This is a genomic window from Kitasatospora sp. NPDC085464 (assembly GCF_044541955.1).
Classification (GTDB): Bacteria; Actinomycetota; Actinomycetes; order Streptomycetales; family Streptomycetaceae; genus Kitasatospora.
This window is the reverse complement of record NZ_JBITTM010000011.1, coordinates 48,063-68,010: the sequence shown is the minus strand read 5'-3', so window position 1 is coordinate 68,010 and position 19,948 is coordinate 48,063. Positions and strand designations below refer to the sequence as shown.

Below are 19,948 nucleotides of genomic sequence, written 5' to 3'. Positions count from 1 at the left end.
AGGTGGACGGTGCGATGGGAAGAGCCCCACGCGACTACGCCGGGTGGGTCGGAGGGCCGTCGGCCGGTCGGCCGTCGGCCCGGCGGCAGGCGGCAGGCGGGCGCGCATCCCGACAACCGGCACGGAGCGAATAGGCCCCCCGGCCGGGGACCGGCCAGGGGGCACAGGCGACATGACGCTACGTCAGCTCGCGCTGGGCTTCGGCGCCGGCAGGGTCGCGGAGCCGCCGATCAGCGGCCATTCGCGGTGGAACGGCGGCAGCGGCAGCTTGCCCTCGATGATCGGGGTGCCGAAGACCTTCAGGTGCGCGGTGAGCGCCCCGTTCAGGTCGACGCCGCCGACCAGCGACCAACTGCCCTGCACCTGAGGCGGGTTGCCGGAGGAATCGGCGATCAGCGAGCCTTCGGCCTGGGCCTTCAGGTAGGGGGCGACGGTGGTCTCCACACCGACGGTGTCGTACAGGCCGACGCTGATCTCGGCGCCGAGCGCGGCCCGCACACCGGCCTTGCCGTTGAGCCGCACGTGCACCGGGGTGACCTTGGTGTCGGCGTTGGTGACCGGGGTCCAGCCCTTGCCGCCGGTGTAGTCGGCGCGCACGGCCCAGGAGCCGACGGCGTCCTGCTCGGCCTCCAGGTGGACCTGGCCGTCGGCGCTGACCTCCAGGTAGCAGGTCAGGCCGAGGTTGACGACCACCGGCAGGCCGGCGACGGTCAGGACGGGGCTGGCCTGCAGCTTGGCGAAGGGCACCCGGATGGGCGCCGCGCCGGTGTTGCGGGCGACGTCGCCGGTGACCTTCCACTCGGCGTGGGCGCCCAGGTCGAAGCCGATCGACGCGGTGCGCGGGCTGCCCGCGGCGGCGCCGTGGTAGGCGAAGTGGACGGCCGGGTGGAGCTGGAGCGAGCCGGAGGCGTCCAGGCTGGCGCCCTCGGGCAGCGGCACGGGGGCCTTGACGTTCACCTCCAGGGTGCCGGAGGCGTCGGCCTTCACGCCGTTCAGGTCGGCGCCGACGGTCGCCTTGAGGTCCTTGACCAGCGGGGTGACCGTGATGCCGTGCGGGTCGACGGGCACGTTGCCGTCGGCCTCGGTGCCACCCAGCAGTTCGGCGATGGTGGCCGGACGGGTGGTCAGGTTGACGGTGTTGCCAGCACCGGGGTGGACGCCGGTGACGGCGACCAGTGCGCCCTGCGGCGCGGCGGCGGTGGGCGGGCTGGCGATCAGCTGGCCGGGCTGGACCGCGGCGGCCGCGGCCGAGGCGGCGGCGCCGGGCGCGGCGCTCGGGGAGGCCGGGGCCGCCGTGGCACCCGGGGCGGTCGGGGCCGCCGTAGCGGTCGGGGCCGGACCGCCGGCCGCCGTCAGGACGGCCGTGCCGCCCGCCGGGTCGTACGCGGTCAGCTGCAGGCTCTTCGTCGCCGCGGTGACGGCGGCGCCGTCCTTGCCGGGGCTGCCGATCGCGGCCTGCTTGTCCCCGACCGGGGCGGCGGTGACGGGCACCGACGCACCTGCGGTCGGACGGCCCGCGGCGGGCGAGGCCGCCTTGGCACTCGGGGTGCCGGCGGCTGCGGCCGCCGCGGCCGGGCTGCCCCCGGCGGCGGGCGTGCCGGCGTCGGCGGCGGTGGCGGCCGCGGGGGCGGCGCCGGTCTGGGAGGGGCCGGGGCTGGTCGGCCCGCACGCGGCGGCCCCGGCGAGGATGAGGGTGAGGACGGCGGGGCCCGCGGCCCTGCCTATCGAACTCTTGAACACGCGGCGCCATGTTACTGACGAGGAATAACTTTGTCGAAGACAGGCCAAACCCCCGGCCAACGCCGGTTTAACCGCAGGTCACCCGAGGCGCGACACCGGGAGCGGCTCGGTCGGCAACAACCCCGCCGGCCGCCGGCCCGATCCGGCCCCGCCAGCCTCCCCGACCCCGGCAACCGTCCCGGCCCCGCCGGCCGCCCCGGGCGCCCCCGTCGCGCCGGCCAGCTCCGCGAGGTAGCGCGAGCGCACCATCGGCTGCGCCCCCAGGCTGCGCACGTGCGGGCCGTCCCACTGCACGTCGAGCAGCCGCCCGCCGACCGCGCCGAACCGGGCGCCGAGGTCGGCGACGGCGACCCGGGCGGCGTCCGGGCGGCGGTGGAACATCGAGTCGAGGCTCAGCACCGCGCCGACCGCGATCCCGAACACCCCGCCGATCAACTCCTCTCCCTCCCACACCTCCCCGCTGTGGGCCGCCCCGAGCGCGTGCAGGCGCGTCAGCGCAGCCATCAACTCCTTGGTGAGCCAGGCCGGTTGACGCCGCTCGGCGCAGTTCTCCAGCACCCGGCCGAAGGCCCGGTCCGCGCTCGTCCACCACGCCGACCGGTTGCGCAACCGCCGGGCCAGCCGGCTCCCGATCCGTACACCGTCGGCGGCGATCACCGGCCGAGGGTCGGGCGACCACCACGCCAGCGCGTACGGGTCCTCCCCGCCCGGCAGCAGCGGCACCTGCCCGGCCTCGACGGCGTCCCCGTACACCGCCTCGTTGTACGCGCTCGCGTACACGTCCGCCGCCGGCAGCGGGAACAGCCCGCGCCGGTACGCCGCCAGCAGCTCCCCCGGCCCGAGGGTGCCGCCGAACGCCACCGGGCCGTCGCCAGGGGCGAGTTCGGTGCCGAGGGCATCGAAGGCCGAGCCCCGGTCGAGGACAGCGGCCGCGTCGAAAGCGGAGGCCGGGTCGAGAGCGGAGGCCGGGTCGAGGGCGGGGGCCGGGTCGAGGGCGGGGGCTGAACCGGGGGCGGAAGCCGGAACGGGGACGACGGCCGGAACGGGGGCGTCGCCGCCGCCGGCCGGCTCGTGGACGCCGCTCACCGGGCCGTCCCCAGGAACCCCTCCCGTTCCAGCTCGGTCAGGTAGTGGTCGATCAACACCGCGTCCACGGAGGGCAGTTCGATCCCGCTCCCGGTCAGCGCAGCGTCCGTGTTCGCCCGGTCGAAGAGCGGGAACGTCGGCCGGAAGTACATCTCGCTGATCGACAGCTCCGATCCCGGCGCGCGGTCCACGAACAGCGGGACGAACGGCGCGATCGGGTGCGTCGGCCTCCCGGCCGCGAACCGGACCAGCCCGTGCACCCAGTCCCCGTACTGCAGCCGGTCGATCCGGTGGCCGCGTGCCCGCAGCCGGTCCGCCAGGTCGGCCAGGATGCCCGGCTGCGGGGAGGTGAGGTGGTAGACCTCACCGTCGGCGGGCGCGTGGGCGGCGATGTGGGCGACGGCGCGGCTGAAGCGGTCGGCCGGCACGAAGTCGAGCAGCAGCCGCACGTCCGGGCACGTGCCGCTGTCCGCCAGGTACTTGATCAGCGCGCACAGCTCGGTGCCGGTGTTCATCACCCCGTTCACGAGGTCCCCGGTGACGTCGTTGGTGCGCAGCACGGTGACCGGCAGCCCGGCCTCGGCCGCGTTATGGAGCAGTTGTTCGGCCACCCACTTGCTCTCGACGTAGCCGACGCCGATCCGTTCGGGGTAGGCGAGCGGGGTCCGTTCGGTGACCTTGTCGACGCCCGCGGCGCCGAAGCCGGCCAGCACGGCGAGGGTGGAGAGGTAGTGCACGGGTATGCCCCGGCTGTGCCCGGCGAGCCGGACGACCTCCCGGGTGCCGCCGACGTTCGCGTCGCGCAGCTGGTGGTACGGGTAGAGGAAGTTGACCTGCCCGCCCAGGTGGTGGATCGTGTCCAGGTTGCCCGCCATCCAATCGAACTGACGGTCCGTCAGACCGATCCGGGGCTCGGTGAGGTCGCCCACCAGCGGCACCACCCGGCTGTCGGCGAGGTCGTGCCGCAGGAAGCGCTGCTGGGTGGCTCGTAGCCGCTCCAGTGCGTGCTCCTCGTCGGGTGCCCGGACCAGGCAGTGGATCCGGGCCCGGGTGGTGGCGAGCAGCGCGTGCAGCAGGTGCGCGCCGCAGAAGCCGGTGGCGCCGGTGAGCAGGATCTCGGCGGGTTCCGCCCGGGAGGGCGCGGGGCTCCAGGACTGCCCGACGGGGTCGGTGAGCCGGGCCTCCTCGAACCAGTCGACCACGGCTTCGCCGCGGACCGCGTACGCACGGGGGCCTGGTTCGGTGCGGGCCCCGGCGGCCGTGCCGGGCCCGGCGCCCGCGCGCGCCTCCTGCAGCGCCTTCGCGAAGGCCCGTAGTACGGGCTCGCGCAGCAGCGCCCGGGTGAGCGCCCGCACCCGGCCGACATCGATGCCGAACATGATCCGGGCGCGCGCCAGCATCTCCATGGCCAGCAGCGAGGTGCCGCCGAGGGCGAAGAAGTCGCCGTCCGGGCCGACGGTCTCGACGCCGAGCAGCTCCGCCCACAGGTGCCCGACCGCCTCCTCGACCGCGCCGCCCCCGCCCCCGCCCCCGGCCGCTCCGGCCCTCCCGCCCGGCTCCTCGTTCCCGGTCTGCTCCCGGTCCCCGGCGGATCCCCCGCTCGTGTTCGCGCTCCCGCCCGCCGCCCGGGACGCTGTCCGCACCGCGGCGTGCGGCAGCCGGCGCCGGTCGATCTTCCCGGCGGGGGTGAGCGGCATCGCCTCCAGCGGCACGAACTCGGCCGGCACCAGGTACTCCGGCAGCCGTTCGGCCAGGAACGCCCGGATCCCCTCGGCGCCGTCGTCCGCCCCGGCCGCGAGCGTGTAGTACGCGGTGAGCACCCGGCTGCCGTCCGCCGCCGACCCGTCGGCCGCGACCCGGGCCTGCCGGACGTCCGGGTGCGCGGCCAGCACCGCCTCGATCTCCGCCGGGTCGACCCGGTGGCCGCGCACCTTCACCTGGTCGTCGAAGCGGCCGAGGATCTCCAGCTGCCCGTCCGCCCGCCAGCGCCCGGCGTCGCCGGTGCGGTACATCCGCTCGCCGGGCAGCGGTGCGTACGGATCGGGCAGGAAGGACTCCGCGGTGAGCCCGGCCTGCCGCCAGTAGCCCCGGGCGAGGCCGGGCCCGCCGAGGTGGATCTGCCCCTTCTCGCCGGGCCGGACCGGGCACAGCCGCGCGTCCAGCACGTGCACCCGCACGCCCGGCAGCGGCCGCCCGATCGGCACCGGGGCGGCGGCCGGGCTCCCGCCGGCTCCCCCGCCGTCCAGCAGCTCCGCCGTGACCTCGCAGAGCGTGGAGGTGATGGCCGCCTCGGTGACCCCGTACGCGTTGAGCAGCCGCGCGCCCGGCAGCCGCTCCAGGCCGCTGCGGCAGTCGCCGGTGTGCACGACGTCCCCGCCGACCACGACCAGGCGCAGCCCGTCCGGGCCGGGACCGCCGGGTGGGAGCAGGTCGAGCACGTGGTGCCAGTAGGCGGGGGTGAAGTCGGCGACGGCGAGGCCGAGCCCGGGCAGCCGGCCGACCAGTTCGGTGGGCGCCCAGGTGCCGCCGCCCCCGCTCCCGCCGCCCAGGACGACCGTGGCGCCGGCCAGCAGCGTGCCCAGCAGCTGTTCCAGTGCGGTGTCGGAGCCCAGCGCGGCCAGTTGCAGGACGCGTTCGCCGGGCGACAGCCGGTAGGCGTGGACGATCCGGTCGAGGGTGAACACCAGCGCACGGTGGGTGACCGGAACGCCCTTGGGACGGCCAGTCGTGCCGGAGGTGTAGATCAGGTACGCCAGGTCGTCCGGCCCGGCGCCGTCGTCCGGCCGGAGCTCTCCGGGCCGGGCGCCCTCGCCCGGCCGGAACTCCCCCGAGGCTGAGTCGTCCCGGAACTCCCCGGGCCTGGCGCCCTCGCCCGGCCGGGACTCCCCGCGCGCGGACCGGTCCCCCGGCTCGCCCCCTCCGGGGCCGCTCCGGTCGTCCACCCGCGCCACCGCGACCCCGGGGAAGCCGTGACCGTCGGTGACCACCACCCGTGCTCCGGAGTCCTCGACCAGTCCCGCCAGCCGCTGCACCGGGTGCGCCGGGTCCAGCGGCAGGAAGGCCCCGCCCGCCTTGAGCACGCCCAGCCAGGCGGTCACCAGCCCACCCCCGCGCTCCAGGCAGACCGGGACGACCTGCTCGGGCCCGATCCCGTGCGCCCGCAGCCGGGCTGCCAACCGGTCGCTGCGCAGGTCGAGTTCGCGGTAACTCAGCGTGGCGTCCTCGGCGATCACGGCGAGTGCCTGCGGGTCGTGCGCCGCCCGCATGCGGAACAGTCCGTGCACCGTGTCGGCGAACCCGGCCGAGACCCGGCGGGGGCTCGCGGGGCCGGCGAACCCCAGCCCGGCCGGACGCCACTCCCGCTCCACCCAGGCCCGGCAGTCGGCCCGCGCGGCCGGCCCGTACACCTGCCGCCACCCGGCCGGAACGGTCAAGTCCCCGGGCCAGAGCGCGTACTGACCGTTGTCGTTGCGCACCACGGCGTGATGTCCGGAGCTCACATCCGCTGGTACGCCCTGTGCGCTGTCTGCTGCGTCATCCACCGGCTTGACCTCGTGCTGTGGCGGCAGAATGCTTGGGAGTGCGACATTTCCGACTATACGCACTCACGGCACATTGAGAACGTCCGGTCGCACACCGGCCGGACGCCGCACACGCGCGCGAGGAAGCGGCCGTCCCGAGCACGGTCGCACGCCCGCCCCGGGCACCGACCCTCGCACAGAGCCCCCGTCCGGAGACCCCGGTGACACCCGGAGCTCCCGGATCCCGCCCGCGCCCGAACTCCCCCGTCCGACCGGCGGGGTGACGTCGCGGAGGAGGTAGCCTCGTTGACACGCCGGCGACAACGCCTGATGGTCTGTTACCTGCTCTGGATGGTGCTGTTCACCGGCATCTACTACGCCAATCCCAGCCAGCGGATCATCTGGTGGACGGGCATCGGCCTCGGTGGCGTCGCCGCCATCGTGCTCGGCGTCCGCCTCAACCGCCCCGCGCACGCACGCTTCTGGTACGTGCTGGCGCTCGCCAACCTGAGTTTCACCGCGGGCGAGGTGGTGCAGGCCATCCAGCTGGACATCCTGCACCTGGCCAATCCCTTCCCCTCCATCGCGGACGGCTTCTACCTCGCCGAGTACGTGCTGTACGCGATCGGCCTGCTCGGCTTCATCCGCTGGCGCACGGCCCGTCAGGACCGCGCCGGGCTGCTCGACGCGCTGATCCTCACGATCGGCCTGGCCCTGCTCTCCTGGATCTACCTGATCGTCCCGTACACCCAGAACCCCGACCTCACCTGGTTCCAACGGGCCGTCTCGATCGCCTACCCCCTCGGCGACGTGGTCGTCCTCGCCCTGCTGCTGCGGCTGCTGACCCCGCGCGGCGGCAGCTCCCGTTCCCTGCAGCTGCTCGCCGTCGGCACCGTCGGCCTGCTCGTCTCCGACGTGCTGTACGGGCTCATCCAGCTGCACGGCACCTGGCGCATCGGCACGCCCGTCGAACTCGGCTGGGCCGCCTACTACACCGCGTGGGGCGCGGCCGCGCTGCACCCGTCGATGGTCGAGCTGACCAAGCCCGTCCCCACCCAGGAACCGGACCTGAGCACCCCGCGGCTGGTGCTGCTCACCCTCGCCTCGCTGATCGCCCCGGCGATCCTGATCATCGAGGCGCTCGCCGGGAACACCGACAACGCGGGCGTGATCGGCGCCTTCTCCGCGGTGCTGTACCTGCTCGTGCTGGCCCGCCTCGCGGTCGTCGTCTCCGCCCGCAGACAGGCCATCGCCCGCGAGCGGGCGCTGCGCGAGGCGGGCAGCCGGCTGACCGCCGCCGTCGGCGTGGAGGAGGTCGCGGACGCCGTCCAGTCCGCCGCCTCCACCCTGATGCCCGCCGAACCGGGGCACGTCGCCCTGCTCGCCGTCGCCGAGGCGGGCGTGCTGCACGTCCGGCACGCCGAGCGCGGCACGGCGCAGCACCGGCTGGGCACGGCCTCCGACTCCGACCAGGTGCTGGCCCTCGCCGCCTACCGCGAGAGCCGGCTGCTGCCCGTCGAGTCCGTCGACCTGCCCGCCAGCGAGCTGACCGGGCACCTCGACGGGATGTCGTACGCCTTGATCTGCCCGCTCACCCTCGCCGAGCGTCCCTCGGGCGACCCGCTGATCGGCGCGCTCATCGTCACCGGCACCGAGCAGGAGCTGGCCAGCCTCTGGAGCTCGCTGGAGATCCTCGCCGCGCAGGCCGCCCTCGCCGTCGAGCGGGTCGTGCTGAGCAAGGAGGTCAACCGCCGCAACAGCGAGCTGTACTTCCGCACGCTCGTCCAGAACGCCAGCGACGTCATCCTGATCCTCGACGCCGACGGCGGCGTGCGCTACGCCTCCCCCTCCGCGACGGCCGTGCTCGGAAACTCCACGCTAGAGGGTGCCCGGCTCACCGACCTCGTCCCGCCCGAGGACAGCCGGGCGGTCGGCACGGCGCTCTCCCGGATGCGCGACACCCCGTCCCCGTCCGCCGGCGAGCAGCCCCGCGAGCACTGGCGGCTGCTGCGCCAGGACCGCACCCCGATCGAAGCCGAGGTGCGCTTCAACGACCTGCGCGCGGACCCGACCGTCGGCGCCCTGGTGCTCACCCTGCGCGACGTCACCGAGCAGCGGCAGATGGAGCGCGAGCTGACCCACCGGGCGTTCCACGACTCCCTCACCGGCCTCGCCAACCGCGTGCTGTTCCAGGACCGGGTCGGCCACGCGCTGTCGCGCGGCGAACGCAGCGGGTCCGTCACCGGGGTGCTCTTCATCGACCTGGACGACTTCAAGGTGGTCAACGACACCCAGGGGCACGCGGTCGGCGACGAACTGCTGGTCGCGGTCTCGCTGCGGATCTCCACCGCGCTGCGCTCCTCCGACACCGCGGCCCGGCTCGGCGGCGACGAGTTCGCGGTACTGGTGGAGGACGCGCTGGCGCCGGCCGACGTGGACACCATCGCGGCCAGCGTGCTGGAGGTCTTCAGCGAGCCGTTCAAGCTCAAGGCGGGCGCGGTCCGGGTCAGCGCCAGCATCGGCGTGGCGACCACCGAGGACAGCGTCGACGCCGCCGAACTCCTCACCCACGCCGACCTCGCGCTCTACTCGGCCAAGGCGGCCGGCCGCCGCCAGTGGTGCCACTACCGCCCGGCCCTGCAGGCGGGGCTGGTGGAACGGCACGAGCTGAACGAGCACCTCGATTCCGCGATCGCGGAATCGGCGTTCCAGCTGTACTACCAGCCGATCGTCGACCTGCGCACCGGCGACCTGGTGGCCTTCGAGGCCCTGGTCCGCTGGCCGCACGACCGGCGCGGCATGGTGCTGCCCGACGAGTTCATCGCCCTCGCCGAGGAGAGCGGCCAGATCGTCCCGCTCGGCGCCTGGGTCCTGGAACGCGCCGCCCAGGAGGCCGCGGCCTGGCACGCCGCGAGCTCCACCTCCCGCACCGCGGGAGGCCGTCCCCCGCTGCGCGTCAACGTCAACGTCTCCGCCCGGCAGTTCCGCGACGCCGGCTTCGTCGACGTCGTCCGCCAGGCCATCGCCACCTCCGGCATCGACCCGCACACCCTCGTCCTGGAGCTCACCGAATCCGTCCTGATGCGCCGCGACGACCGCATCCACGCCGACATGGCCACACTGTCCGGCCTCGGCGTCGGCATCGCCATCGACGACTTCGGCACCGGCTACTCCTCCCTCTCCTACCTCCGCGAGTTCCCGATCTCCCTCCTCAAGATCGACAAGTCCTTCATCGACGGCCTCGGCCACTCCCGGCAGCAGTACGCCCTGGTCGAGGGCATCGCCCGGATCGCCGACACCCTCGGCGTCCAGGTCATCGCCGAGGGCATCGAGCACCCCGAACAGCGGGACCTGCTCGCCGCCATGGGCTGCCCGCTCGGCCAGGGCTACCTCTTCGCCCACCCCATGGACTCCCCGCACGCTCGCTCCCTCGTGCGCAGCACCGCCCTGCGGGCCGGTGTGACGGGCGCGTGAGCGCCGGCGGCGGTAGGCGTGCGGGGCGGGTGCGGGTGCGGGTACGGCTGCCTGCCGGCGATAGGCGTGCGGGTGCGCGAGCCCGTCGGCGACAGGCGTGCGTGGGCCCGCCGGCGACAGGCGTGCGCGAGCCCGCCGGCGACAGGCGTGCGCGAGCCCGCCGGCGACAGGCGTGCGTGGGCCCGCCGGCGGTCCGCCCGTGAGCCCGCGGGCCATCCGCAACCAAGCGACGGTCAAGGAAACTTGACCTCCGCTTGCCCCACAGGCTTTCCGGCCGCGTGCCAGACTGTGCGGCCCCCACTCGCCGACGAGGAGCTTCGGTGGACCACGCGCGCCCCCTGATCGAGGACTTCCCCGCCCACCCCGACGGCGACCCGGCCGCCGCGCTGGCCGACGCCGTCCGCGAGCGCCGCACCGCCCTGGGCCTCTCCGTCCCCGACCTCGCCGAGCGCTCCGGCCTCTCCGAGCGCCAGGTCCGCGCCGTGGAACTCGGCCACGCCATGCCCACCCTGCCGCTGCTGACGGCCCTCTCCGCGGGGCTGAGGCCGACCCCCTGAGCTCACGTCAGGGGGTCGGGCGGATCAGGACGGGGGCCCACTGGCCGACGCGCTGCGCACGTGGTTCGGCGAACCGCGGCCCGGAACGCGAGGAGGGGCGATGCCGGTCCTCAGTCGTCGGCCGCGCGCTGGCCTCACCCTAGGCGAAACGATTCTGCACGTCGCCGGCGCCCTGACCGGTCCGGGTCAGGTGCACCCGGGCGCGGGCGATCTGCTCGTCCTCCTGCACCATGGCGATCTCGAACGCGACGGCGTCCGCCGCGGGCGGGTCGACGACCCGCACCACGCAGTCGGTCGGCAGCTCGAACTCGCCGAAGCGCGTGAACTCCGTCTGCACCCTGGAGAGCAGCAGGCCGCGCGGCGACCACCCGAACAGCTCATGAGCCGCGTACATGGCCGACTGCCGGAACCCCTCGAAGATCACCGCTCCCGGAATGTGGTCCAGCGGGTGGTCGAAGAACGCCGGGTTGTCCTGGTCGACCACGACCTGGGTGCGGACCTCGCGGTCGCCCACCTCCGCCCCGGCGAGCACGACGTTCTGCACAACGGTGCGGCCGACGGTGACCGCGGCGACCCGGCCACCGGTCCGGTGCGGCCGGGCCGGGGCGAGGTCGAGCGCGGCGCGGCCGCTGCGGCGTATCCGGTCCCAGGCCGCGACCGGCATCCACTGCGCGAAGGTGCGCATCGACGCGGCCTCCCGACCGTCGACCGACATGACCAGGTCGAGGGTGCTGCCGGTGACGACGCCGCCCCGCTGCTTCAGCCCGGCCACCCGGACACGGAGCTCGGCGTGCCCGGGGCGGGCACCGATGACCAGCGCCGCCGGGTCGGTGACCTCCAGCTCCCCGCTGATGAAGACGAACTTGTTGTCGAGCGGCGCACCGAGGAAGGTGTGGTCGACGTAGATCGACGCCTGACGGAAGACCTCGATGAGCAGCATCGAGTCGTACGTGGCGGGCGCGCTGCCGTGGTCGCTGTAGTAGCTGTGGACGCGCGGCAGCTGCGCGGCGACGAGGAACTCCTCGCCGGAGACCTGCACGGAGTCGGTGAGGAAGACCTCACAGATGGCGGCCCGGTGGACCGTGCCGCGCGGGACGGTGTTCGAGTAGGTCAGAGCACGATCAAGGATTACGGACATGGCTGAGCTTCCCCCTAGCACTCCTGCGTGTGCGTACCCCTCCGATCCGAGGTGCGGGCGTGAGCGTACCTCCGTTCCCCGCGAAGCTACTACTGTCACACTGGCCACGCGGGGGCGATCACGTGCACGGAGCGCCCGAATGCTCCTTATTACGGGGATTGCCCAGGTCAGCAGCCCGGCGGCGGACACGGCAAGGGCCCGCCGCGGGCGCGACGGGCCGTTCGCACGAGGTGCGGCCGGGATCAGCCGAGCGGCAGCTCCAGGACGGCCTCCTCCCCACGCGGCGAGGAGACGGTGGTCGTGCTGTCCTTCGTGCCGGAGAAGGCGTACAGCTTGTCGCAGCTGTTGACCACCAGGGCGAGGCGGTGGCCGTCCGGCAGGTCGTAGGCGGCGGGCTGGAGCGTCCAGCCGACCGTCCGGTCCTCGGCGGGCGCCAGGTCGGCGGCGGTGTACGGCTCGTGGGTGATGATGCGCGCCGTGCCGTCGGGGGCGACGTCGAAGAGGTACGCCACCAGCGTGGCCGGCCCCTCCGTGTTGCGGACGGTGAGCCGCACCTTCGCGGCGCCCCGGATCCGGCGCGCCACACCACCGGTCCCGGTCAGCTCCTCGGTGGACCACATCAGCAGCCGCGGCCGCTCGAACCCGTCCGGGTCGTAGGACTTGGGGTTGCCGAACCACTCCTTCTGGCCGGTCTTCATGATGTCGTCCATCGCGGTGGCGGCCGTCTCGTGACCGGCCGTGAAGTCCCGGCTCCAGCCGGAGGACTGCTTGTCGGACAGCTCGCCGTCACCGCCGTCGGCGGCCCCGGTGAGGTACCAGGAGTCGGTACCGGTGGTGACGTCGCCCCAGGACGGGCTCTGCTCACGATGAGCCGGAACGGTGATCCGGTCGAGCTGGCCGATCACCTTGGTGGTCTCGTAGGTGAACATGACCTGGTTGTTCACCTCCCGCCAGGTCGGCACCTCGTTCGCGGCGTCGAGCAGGTAGTGGTCCAGCCAGGCGTTGGCCTCCTGCATCGGCTCCCTCAGCCCGGGGAACGGCACGCCGCCGATCAGGCCGGCCAGGCCCGGGCCCTCGGGGGCGCCGTGGTCACCGATCCACATGTTCAGGTGCTTGGGCACGGTGAGCTTCTCGAACGTCCGGATCGTCTGACCGGCCGGGAACAGGCTCTCGTGCCAGGTGTTCGAGATGAACGTCGGGATGCCCCGCGCGTTGGTGATGTCGACGTACGACTCCGGGGCGCGCTCCGTGCCCCAGGCGACGACGGCGTCGAGGTTCACCCCGTCCTCGAAGTCCTTGAGGATCTTCCGGGACTCCTCGTCGAACTTCTCCTCCAACGTGCCGCCGGTGAAGGCGATCAGCGCGTCCACGGCCGCGGTGTGGCGGGTCCCGTTGTCGTACAGCGCGGTGGCCAGGTTGCCCCAGGTGCTCAGCGCGACCACGACGTCGACGCGGTCGGCCTCGTCGTGCGCGGCGACCAGCTGGCTGATCCCCGAGCCGTACGACTCGCCGAGGAAACCGATCCTGTTCGGCTCGAAGTACCGCTGCGCGTAGTCGAGCACCTTCGAGCCGTCGGCCCAGTCCTTGGGCCCGGCGACGTCGATGTGCCCCTCCGAGGTGGAGATCCACCCCGGGAGGCCGATGCCCCGCGGGGTGTAGGCCAGGACGTGGTAGCCGCGCGCCGCCAGCGAAAGGTAGGCGTACATGAACGGCAGCCAGCCGTACGGGTTCCAGCCCGCGGGCAGGACCACGAGCGGATGCGGTTCGTCCCCGTTCAGCTTGATGGTGAACGCTGACAGCTGCGTCCCATGCTCACCGTCGATGCGCAGGACGTCGAAGGTGGCGCGACCACGGACCCTGGACGCCAAGTCCGCCAGTTCGGACGGAAGTGCCGCCCCCGCCTCACCCCGGACGGCCGCGAGCAGGGCCTGCGCCACGGCGAGCACCGCCGGGCTCGGGTTGAGACCGGCGCCCGCCCAGATGCCGTTGGTGGCGATGTCGTTGAGTGTCGCGTCAGTGACCGAAGCGCTGGAGTCGCCGCTGGCAGAGGTCATACGAACCACCCTTGTCATGATGTAGGAGCACGCCCTGTCGGGCGCCGCCCTGCATCCTGGTCACAAGGCGCGGGAAAGGGGCTGACGACACATCAGATACAACCCTTACGAGTGAACTTGAGCCCACTGCCCGGATTCTCATGTCGGCCCGGTGAAAACGACATGAGCTCCGCTCATGCGCGGGGATGCACGATCGAGGATGACAGCGGGTACGCCAACGGCCCGCCGCCGGGCGGGCGGTGGGCCGTTGAGGGGAGGCCAGGGTTCAGACCTCGACGGTGGCGGCGAACGTCACGAACGCCTGCCAGGCGGCCGGCTCGAAGGCCAGCTGCGGGCCGCTCTTGTCCTTGGAGTCACGCACGTGAACGACACCGGGGGTCCCGGCGACCTCGACGCACGCCGTTCCTTCGTTACCGCTGTAACTACTCTTGAACCACGCCAGTTCGAACATGCTCACCGCTCTCCCAAGATCTTCTCGATCAAGGCCAGCGACTCCGTCAGGCTGAGTGCCTGCGCCCTGATACTGCTGTACCGTGCGGCCATGATACGGACTTCCTCCGAGTCCGTGATCAGCCGATTGACATGCTGAACCTCCACGAAGGCAATCTGAGGCCTCCCCTTCGGCGTGAGGAGGATGAACGATCCCCCCATGCCTGCGTGATGGGCCCGCTCCAGCGGCATCACCTGGAGTTCAAGGCCCCTGGCCTGCCCCACCACGAGAAGGTGGCGGAGCTGCGCCTCATGCACGTCCCAGCCGCCCATGGGCCGCCTGAGAGCGCTTTCGTCGATGACCCAACTGATCATCGGGAGAGGCGACCGGCTCAGGATCTCCTGTCGCTGCATCCGGGCCCTCACCCACTTCTCGACCAACTCGTCAGGGAGGGTGGGCTTCCGCATCTCGTACAACGCCCGGGCATGAGCCTCCGTTTGCAACAGACCCGGGATGTCCAGGGTGCTGTAGTCGTGGATCTCCACGGCTTGAGCCTCCTCACCCGTGAACGCCTTGTTGAAGGCCGGGTGCCGCGTGGCCACGCGGACCTTCGCCTTCATCACGTCGTCCGCGACGGCCCGCAGCACGCCGCCCGCGTTGAGGAGGTCGTCGGCCATCGTCAGGAACTCGATCCTCGGGGTTCGCACCCCCCGCTCCATCGCGCCGATCTGGTCCTCGCTGTAGCCGGTCATCTTGGCCAGGTCCCGCTGTGTGAGGCCCGCCCGCTCCCGGAAGAGCTTGATCAGCTTCCCCACCGCGCTGTAGAACTCCGCGACCCCGTCCGAGCTCTCCGCCGTCTCGCCGTCGTCGAAGACCGTACGCTCGACGCCACCCACGGCAATCACCCGCCCTTTCGATCGATTGATCCGGGCCACCCGACGAGGCAACCCTCCGCATCCGCACATGCACACTGAGTGCCCGTCGAATGCATGGTCAGCGTACGTCCGCGCCGTCACGCTTTGGCCCATGACGACCGAACTCCCGCTCGCCGACGCCCGTACCCACACCATCACCCTCGCCGCCTCGCCCAAGGGCGCGGCGATCTGCCGGCGCGTCGCCAGACGTCAACTCACGCTCTGGGGGCTGAACTCGACGCACACCGAGCCGTACTACTCCGCCCTGGTGATCGTCGCGGAGCTGGCGGCGAACGCGACCACGCACGGACGCGTTCCTGGGCGTGGCTTCGAACTGCACCTCGCCCTCACCACCACCACGCGCCGGGGCACCACCCTCCGCATCGCCATCTCCGACCCCAGGGGCGACCGCCGACCCGTCCTGCCCACCACCCACACCCCCAACGCCCAGTCCGGACGCGGACTCACCCTCATCGACGCCCTCTGCGACCGCTGGGGCACCATCCCGCGCCACCCCGGCTCCAAGACCGTCTGGGCCGAACTCGACCTCGCTGCCGACCTCGCCGCCGCCTCCGACACCCCCGATGCCACCTGACGCCCCGCACGCCCATACCCAGCGCGTGGAGGGATGAGGAGCGGGAAGTCGGCCGGGGCCGATTTCCCACTCTCTCTGCCGCGTCACTCATGCGGGTGAGATGCCGTGTTGCCGCCCCGGATTGGTTCGTCCCGGCCGGAAGACTGACCGCGCCAGTAGGACGCACCGAAGGACTTGCCATGGCAGAAGAGCTGTACGCGACGCTGAAGACCAACCAGGGCGACATCGTGATCCGGCTGCTGCCGAACCACGCCCCGAAGACCGTCAAGAACTTCGTGGAACTCGCCACCGGCGAACGGCAGTGGATCGACCCGAACACCGGCCGGCCGAGCAACGCGAAGCTGTACGACGGCACGGTCTTCCACCGGGTCATCGAGGGCTTCATGATCCAGGGCGGTGACCCGCTGGGCAACGGCACCGGCGGGCCCGGGTACGAGTTCGCCGACGAGTTCCACCCGGACCTGGCGTTCACCAAGCCCTACCTGCTGGCCATGGCCAACGCCGGGCCCGGCACCAACGGCTCCCAGTTCTTCATCACCGTCGGGCCGACGGCCTGGCTCACCGGCAAGCACACCATCTTCGGCGAGGTCGCCGACGAGGCGAGCCAGCGGGTCGTCGACGCCATCGCCACGACGGAGACCGACCCCCGCCACGACCGGCCGGTCAAGGACGTCGTCATCGAGTCGGTTCTCATCGAAACCCGCTGACCCGCGCGGGCCCGCCCGCCCCTCGGAGTGGGAAGTCGGTCCCGCCGACTTCCCACTCCCACCCCGCTACGGCTGGTCAGGGGCCGGCTGCGCGAGCGCCAGCCCGGTCCACCGCTCCCGCTCCGCCGCGTGACTGCCGGTCGCCGTCGCCCGCGCGACCTCGGCGGCCCCGTCGGCCCCGTCGCCCGCCGGCTCACCGCCACGGAACAGCAGCGCCAACGGCCAGACCGGCGCACCCGACACCTCCCCGTCGAAGGCGTGCCAGTCCCACGCCCCGTCGAAGCGCCAGGCCCGCCCGTCCCGGTCGGCGACCTCGTCACCCGGTTCGAGGAACGCGTACGGGCGGAAGAGCAGTTCGATGCCGATCGGCTCACCCACGGCCGGATCGAACGCGTAGCCCTGGTCCTCCAAGCCGGGTTCGTACACCTCACCCTGTCGCAGCACCTCGACGTAGCACGCGGGCCGCGGCAGCAGGCCGGTGACCAGCGGCGGATCGTAGTGCTCCACCGACTGGACGTGCACCACGGTCGGGGGCATCCCCACCCGGCACGTGTCACCCGGCCTGAGCTCCGTCTCCACCGGCTCCGTCCGAAAGACCTCCCACTCCCGGGCGGCGGGCAGCGGCATCGCACGGTCACCGTTCCAGCAGATGCCCTCGGCCTGCGGGTCCGCCGCCAACCACGGGCACCGCACCGAGACGTGGTAACGGGAGACCGCGGTGACCGTCGTCTCGGTGAAGTCGCACTCCAGCCGCAGCACGTCACCCGGTCGGTAGTCATGAATCACGGGCGGCATTCTGCCCGCCCCCACCGACAGCGGTTGCCGGCCGTCACTGCGCCGACCAGGCCCCCTTCCGCTGACTGCGCAGGGGGGCCTGGTCGGCGCATCCCCGCCCGAGCCTCTCGTCGAGTCCGCCGTCGACTCGGCGAACATCCGTTGGAAGTTCCCGTCGAGTCGGCGATCCCCACCACCGCCTGCCCGGCGCCACCCACCCGGGCGCCGGCTCCGACCGCGACTCGACGCTTCCCCCGAATCCATGCCCAACCCCCGCTCACAGCACGCGACTTGCCGTCGAGCTTGACAGCAGTTCGTCAGACGGCGATCCGGGTAGGACAGACGGAACGGAGACCGAACCGCACCGCTCCCCGGACGGTGAACCCGCCGACGCCGGGGCCACGTTCGGGCTGAAGGCACAGTGCACCTCCCAGCCGACCGGAACGCCGAAGGAGCCACCTCATGGGCATCGCACGTCGTGATCTTCTCAAGTGGGGCGCGGGAGCCGGCGGAGCAGCCGTCCTGGGCAGCGGGCTCGCCCTGCCGCCATCCACCGCCCGGGCCGCCGTCCGGACCACCCCGCGCGGGCTGCCGACGGACAGCTGGATGGGCCGCCTGAACGGGAGCCTCTCGCTGCTCGACCTCACCATCCCTGGCACCCACGACTCGTGCTGCGAGAACCCGGCCTACGGCACGGAGTGGTCGCACACCCAGAACTGGGGAATCCCACAGCAGTTGGAAGAAGGCGTCCGCTTCCTCGACATCCGCTGCAACGGCCTGCAGGGCGCGCCCGACGAGCTGGGGATCTACCACTCCGACGCCTACCAGCACCTCCGGTTGCAGGACGTGCTCGACCGCTGCCGCTCCTTCCTCCAGGCACACCCCGGCGAGACCGTCGTGATGCGCCTGCGCAACGAGCGGGCGGGCGGACAGGCCCTCGGTGACGACGAGTTCATGCGGCGGGTCAATCACTACTTCGACGCGCTGGGCTACCGGAGCCTGTTCCACTTCTACGGCTGGCCGACGCTCGACGCCGCCCGCGGCAAGGTCGTCCTGCTCGCGGACTTCGCCAATCCCTGGGGCCTGATCAACTGGTCCAGCGGCCAGAACGAGTACTTCGACACCCAGGACGCCTGGCAGATCGGCGGCCTCGACCCGCTGGGCACGAAGGGCCGGTACGTCGTCGCCCAGTTCGACAAGGCCTTCGGCAACCCGAGCTACCCGAAGATGTTCGTCAACTTCCTCAGCTACGCCGGTGGTTACTGGCCCAAGACCAGCTCGCAGAGCATCATGGACCGCTCCGTCTACCCGTACCTGAACGCCCGCACCCAGCAGCGCGCCCGCTTCGGCATCGTGCCGATGGACTTCCCGGACTTCCACGTCAACGTGCTGCACATGCTGATCGACAAGAACGTCGTCTAGCGGCCCGGCGCCCTCCTCCTCGCTCCCGGCCGGGGCCACCGCCGCGCGGTGCACATCAGCCCCGAGGCGTAAACCCGTGGGCCAGTTCCAGGTGACGGTAGATCAGTCGGCAGGCCAATGCCGCCCGCCCGCCCCGCGTGACAGCGTTCGGGGCATGGACTCCACGCCGTTCGCAAGCCCCACCGGACCCACCGGAAGCTCCGCCGGCCCCACTGGCGGAGCTTCCGGAAGCTCTGCCGGACCGACCCGCCGCCGCATCCTGGGCACCGCGCTGGCGATGGGCGCCACCGCGCCGATCGGCCTCGCCGGCACCGCCTGGGGCGCCCCGGGCCGATCCGCGGGCGCCGCCGGCACGGGCTCCGCCGCCCCCGCACGGCTCACCCTGCCCGTGCCCACCGGACCCTGCCCGGTGGGCACGGTGCCGCTCCACCTGTGCGACACCGCCCGCCCGGACCCGATCGCCGGGCCGGGCCGCTTCCGCGAACTGATGGCCACCGTCTGGTACCCGGCCCGGGTAGCGGACGCCGACGCGTACCCGCTCGCCCCCTGGATGACCGCGGGCGCCCTGAAGGCCTTCCTCGACGACGCCGGCTTCCCGCTCGACCCCTCCCTCGCCCCGCTCACGTCCGGCCACCAGGGCGCGCCCGTCCACCGGACCGGCCACCGGCTGCCCGTCGTCGTCTTCTCACACGGGTCGGGAAGCCACCGCGCCGACCACACGGTCGTCTGCCAGGAGCTCGCCAGCCACGGCTACGCCGTCGTCACCGTCGACCACACGCACGACGGGTTCACCGAGTTCCCCGACGGCACCGTCCTCACGCCGGACGACCGCGTCACGGCATACCCCAGGGACTACGCCGCCGACCTGCGCTTCCTGCTCGACCGCGTCGACGACCTCGCCGCCGGCCGCAACCCCGACGTCGACCGCCGCACCCTGCCGGTCGGCCTGCTCGGCGGCCTCGACCCCAACACCGTCGGCGCGTTCGGCTGGTCGAAGGGCGGCACCGCCACCGCCCTCGCCATGGCCGCCGACCGGCGCATCCGCGCCGGGCTCGCCCTCGACGGGCCGATGATCTCCAACCCGCCCCCGAGCGCCGACCTCGACCGGCCCTTCATGCTGATGACCGCCGTCTGGGCCCGGGCCGGCAACCCCGCCGCCGAGACCTTCTGGGGCCACCTGCGCGGCTGGCGCCTCGACGTCCAGGCCACCGGCGCCGTCCACGGCTCGTACGGCGACAACATGACGCTGATCCCGCAGGCAGGCAAGCTCCTCGGCATGACCGAGGAGCAGATCCAGTCCCAGGTCGGCACCCTCGACCCCGACCGCGGCATCCTCATCCAGCAGGCCTACCCCCTCGCCTTCTTCGACCTCCACCTACGCCACCGCGGCCGCCACCTGCTCGACGGGCCGTCGAAGACCTTCCCGGAGGTCGTCTTCCACCCGTAGGGCCCGGTACGGCGGCGGGCGGCCGCAGCCCGGACGCGAGGGACGGAACGGGGTGCAGCGGGAGGGCGGGAGCGACGGCACTGTCATGA

14 protein-coding genes are annotated in these 19,948 nt (G+C 72.8%); 6 read left to right on the top strand and 8 right to left on the bottom strand.

The window, feature by feature from the left end; translation table 11 throughout:
- Nucleotides 1-183 precede the first annotated feature (183 nt).
- From ACIGG8_RS11965 to ACIGG8_RS11955, 3 genes are all read right to left on the bottom strand, one after another.
- Nucleotides 184-1,740, bottom strand: a complete 1,557-nt coding sequence (locus ACIGG8_RS11965) for a hypothetical protein (protein ID WP_396547382.1) — start codon at nt 1,738-1,740, stop codon at nt 184-186.
- A 78-nt stretch (nt 1,741-1,818) separates the two neighbouring features.
- Complete coding sequence (locus tag ACIGG8_RS11960) at nt 1,819-2,826, bottom strand: leucyl/phenylalanyl-tRNA--protein transferase (protein ID WP_396547381.1); 1,008 nt, start codon at nt 2,824-2,826, stop codon at nt 1,819-1,821.
- On the bottom strand, nt 2,823-6,326 hold the full coding sequence (locus ACIGG8_RS11955; protein ID WP_396547379.1) for an amino acid adenylation domain-containing protein: 3,504 nt from the start codon (nt 6,324-6,326) through the stop codon (nt 2,823-2,825). Before ACIGG8_RS11955 ends, ACIGG8_RS11960 begins: the two co-directional genes overlap by 4 nt.
- 327 nt (nt 6,327-6,653) lie before the next feature.
- Between ACIGG8_RS11955 and ACIGG8_RS11950 the strand changes: the two genes are divergently transcribed.
- Nucleotides 6,654-9,821: a putative bifunctional diguanylate cyclase/phosphodiesterase gene (locus ACIGG8_RS11950; protein ID WP_396547378.1), complete on the top strand. Its 3,168-nt coding sequence runs from the start codon at nt 6,654-6,656 to the stop codon at nt 9,819-9,821.
- A gap of 320 nt (nt 9,822-10,141) precedes the next feature.
- On the top strand, nt 10,142-10,378 hold the full coding sequence (locus tag ACIGG8_RS11945) for a multiprotein-bridging factor 1 family protein (protein ID WP_396547376.1): 237 nt from the start codon (nt 10,142-10,144) through the stop codon (nt 10,376-10,378).
- 139 nt (nt 10,379-10,517) lie between these two features.
- Here ACIGG8_RS11945 and ACIGG8_RS11940 read toward each other — a convergent pair whose 3' ends face one another.
- The 4 genes from ACIGG8_RS11940 to ACIGG8_RS11925 form a co-directional block, all read right to left on the bottom strand.
- Nucleotides 10,518-11,516 carry a ScbA/BarX family gamma-butyrolactone biosynthesis protein gene (locus ACIGG8_RS11940; protein WP_396547375.1) on the bottom strand — a complete coding sequence of 333 codons (999 nt, stop codon included), beginning with the start codon at nt 11,514-11,516 and terminating at the stop codon, nt 10,518-10,520.
- A gap of 242 nt (nt 11,517-11,758) precedes the next feature.
- Nucleotides 11,759-13,570 (bottom strand): CocE/NonD family hydrolase, encoded by a 1,812-nt coding sequence (locus tag ACIGG8_RS11935; protein ID WP_396547373.1) that lies wholly within the window; start codon nt 13,568-13,570, stop codon nt 11,759-11,761.
- Between the two features lie 265 nt (nt 13,571-13,835).
- Nucleotides 13,836-14,021: a DUF397 domain-containing protein gene (locus tag ACIGG8_RS11930; protein ID WP_396547517.1), complete on the bottom strand. Its 186-nt coding sequence runs from the start codon at nt 14,019-14,021 to the stop codon at nt 13,836-13,838.
- Nucleotides 14,022-14,023: 2 nt separating this feature from the next.
- On the bottom strand, nt 14,024-14,935 hold the full coding sequence (locus tag ACIGG8_RS11925; protein ID WP_396547371.1) for a Scr1 family TA system antitoxin-like transcriptional regulator: 912 nt from the start codon (nt 14,933-14,935) through the stop codon (nt 14,024-14,026).
- A 91-nt stretch (nt 14,936-15,026) separates the two neighbouring features.
- Here ACIGG8_RS11925 and ACIGG8_RS11920 point away from each other — a divergent pair, with 91 nt between their 5' ends.
- Together ACIGG8_RS11920 and ACIGG8_RS11915 are read left to right on the top strand one after the other, a co-directional pair.
- Entirely contained in the window at nt 15,027-15,509 is a 483-nt protein-coding gene (locus ACIGG8_RS11920) for an ATP-binding protein (RefSeq protein WP_396547370.1), read from the top strand.
- Nucleotides 15,510-15,688: 179 nt separating this feature from the next.
- The gene (locus tag ACIGG8_RS11915) at nt 15,689-16,216 is read left to right on the top strand and encodes a peptidylprolyl isomerase (protein ID WP_396547369.1); all 528 of its coding nucleotides are present in this window, start codon (nt 15,689-15,691) and stop codon (nt 16,214-16,216) included.
- 66 nt (nt 16,217-16,282) lie between these two features.
- On the opposite strand, the gene ACIGG8_RS11910 is transcribed toward ACIGG8_RS11915, so the two are convergent.
- The gene (locus ACIGG8_RS11910; RefSeq protein ID WP_396547368.1) at nt 16,283-17,002 is read right to left on the bottom strand and encodes a hypothetical protein; all 720 of its coding nucleotides are present in this window, start codon (nt 17,000-17,002) and stop codon (nt 16,283-16,285) included.
- 450 nt (nt 17,003-17,452) lie between these two features.
- Between ACIGG8_RS11910 and ACIGG8_RS11905 the strand changes: the two genes are divergently transcribed.
- Nucleotides 17,453-18,412, top strand: coding sequence for a phosphatidylinositol-specific phospholipase C (locus ACIGG8_RS11905; protein ID WP_396547366.1), 960 nt, complete (start codon nt 17,453-17,455; stop codon nt 18,410-18,412).
- Between the two features lie 154 nt (nt 18,413-18,566).
- Nucleotides 18,567-19,859 (top strand): alpha/beta hydrolase family protein, encoded by a 1,293-nt coding sequence (locus tag ACIGG8_RS11900; RefSeq protein ID WP_396547365.1) that lies wholly within the window; start codon nt 18,567-18,569, stop codon nt 19,857-19,859.
- The last annotated feature ends 89 nt before the right edge of the window (nt 19,860-19,948 follow it).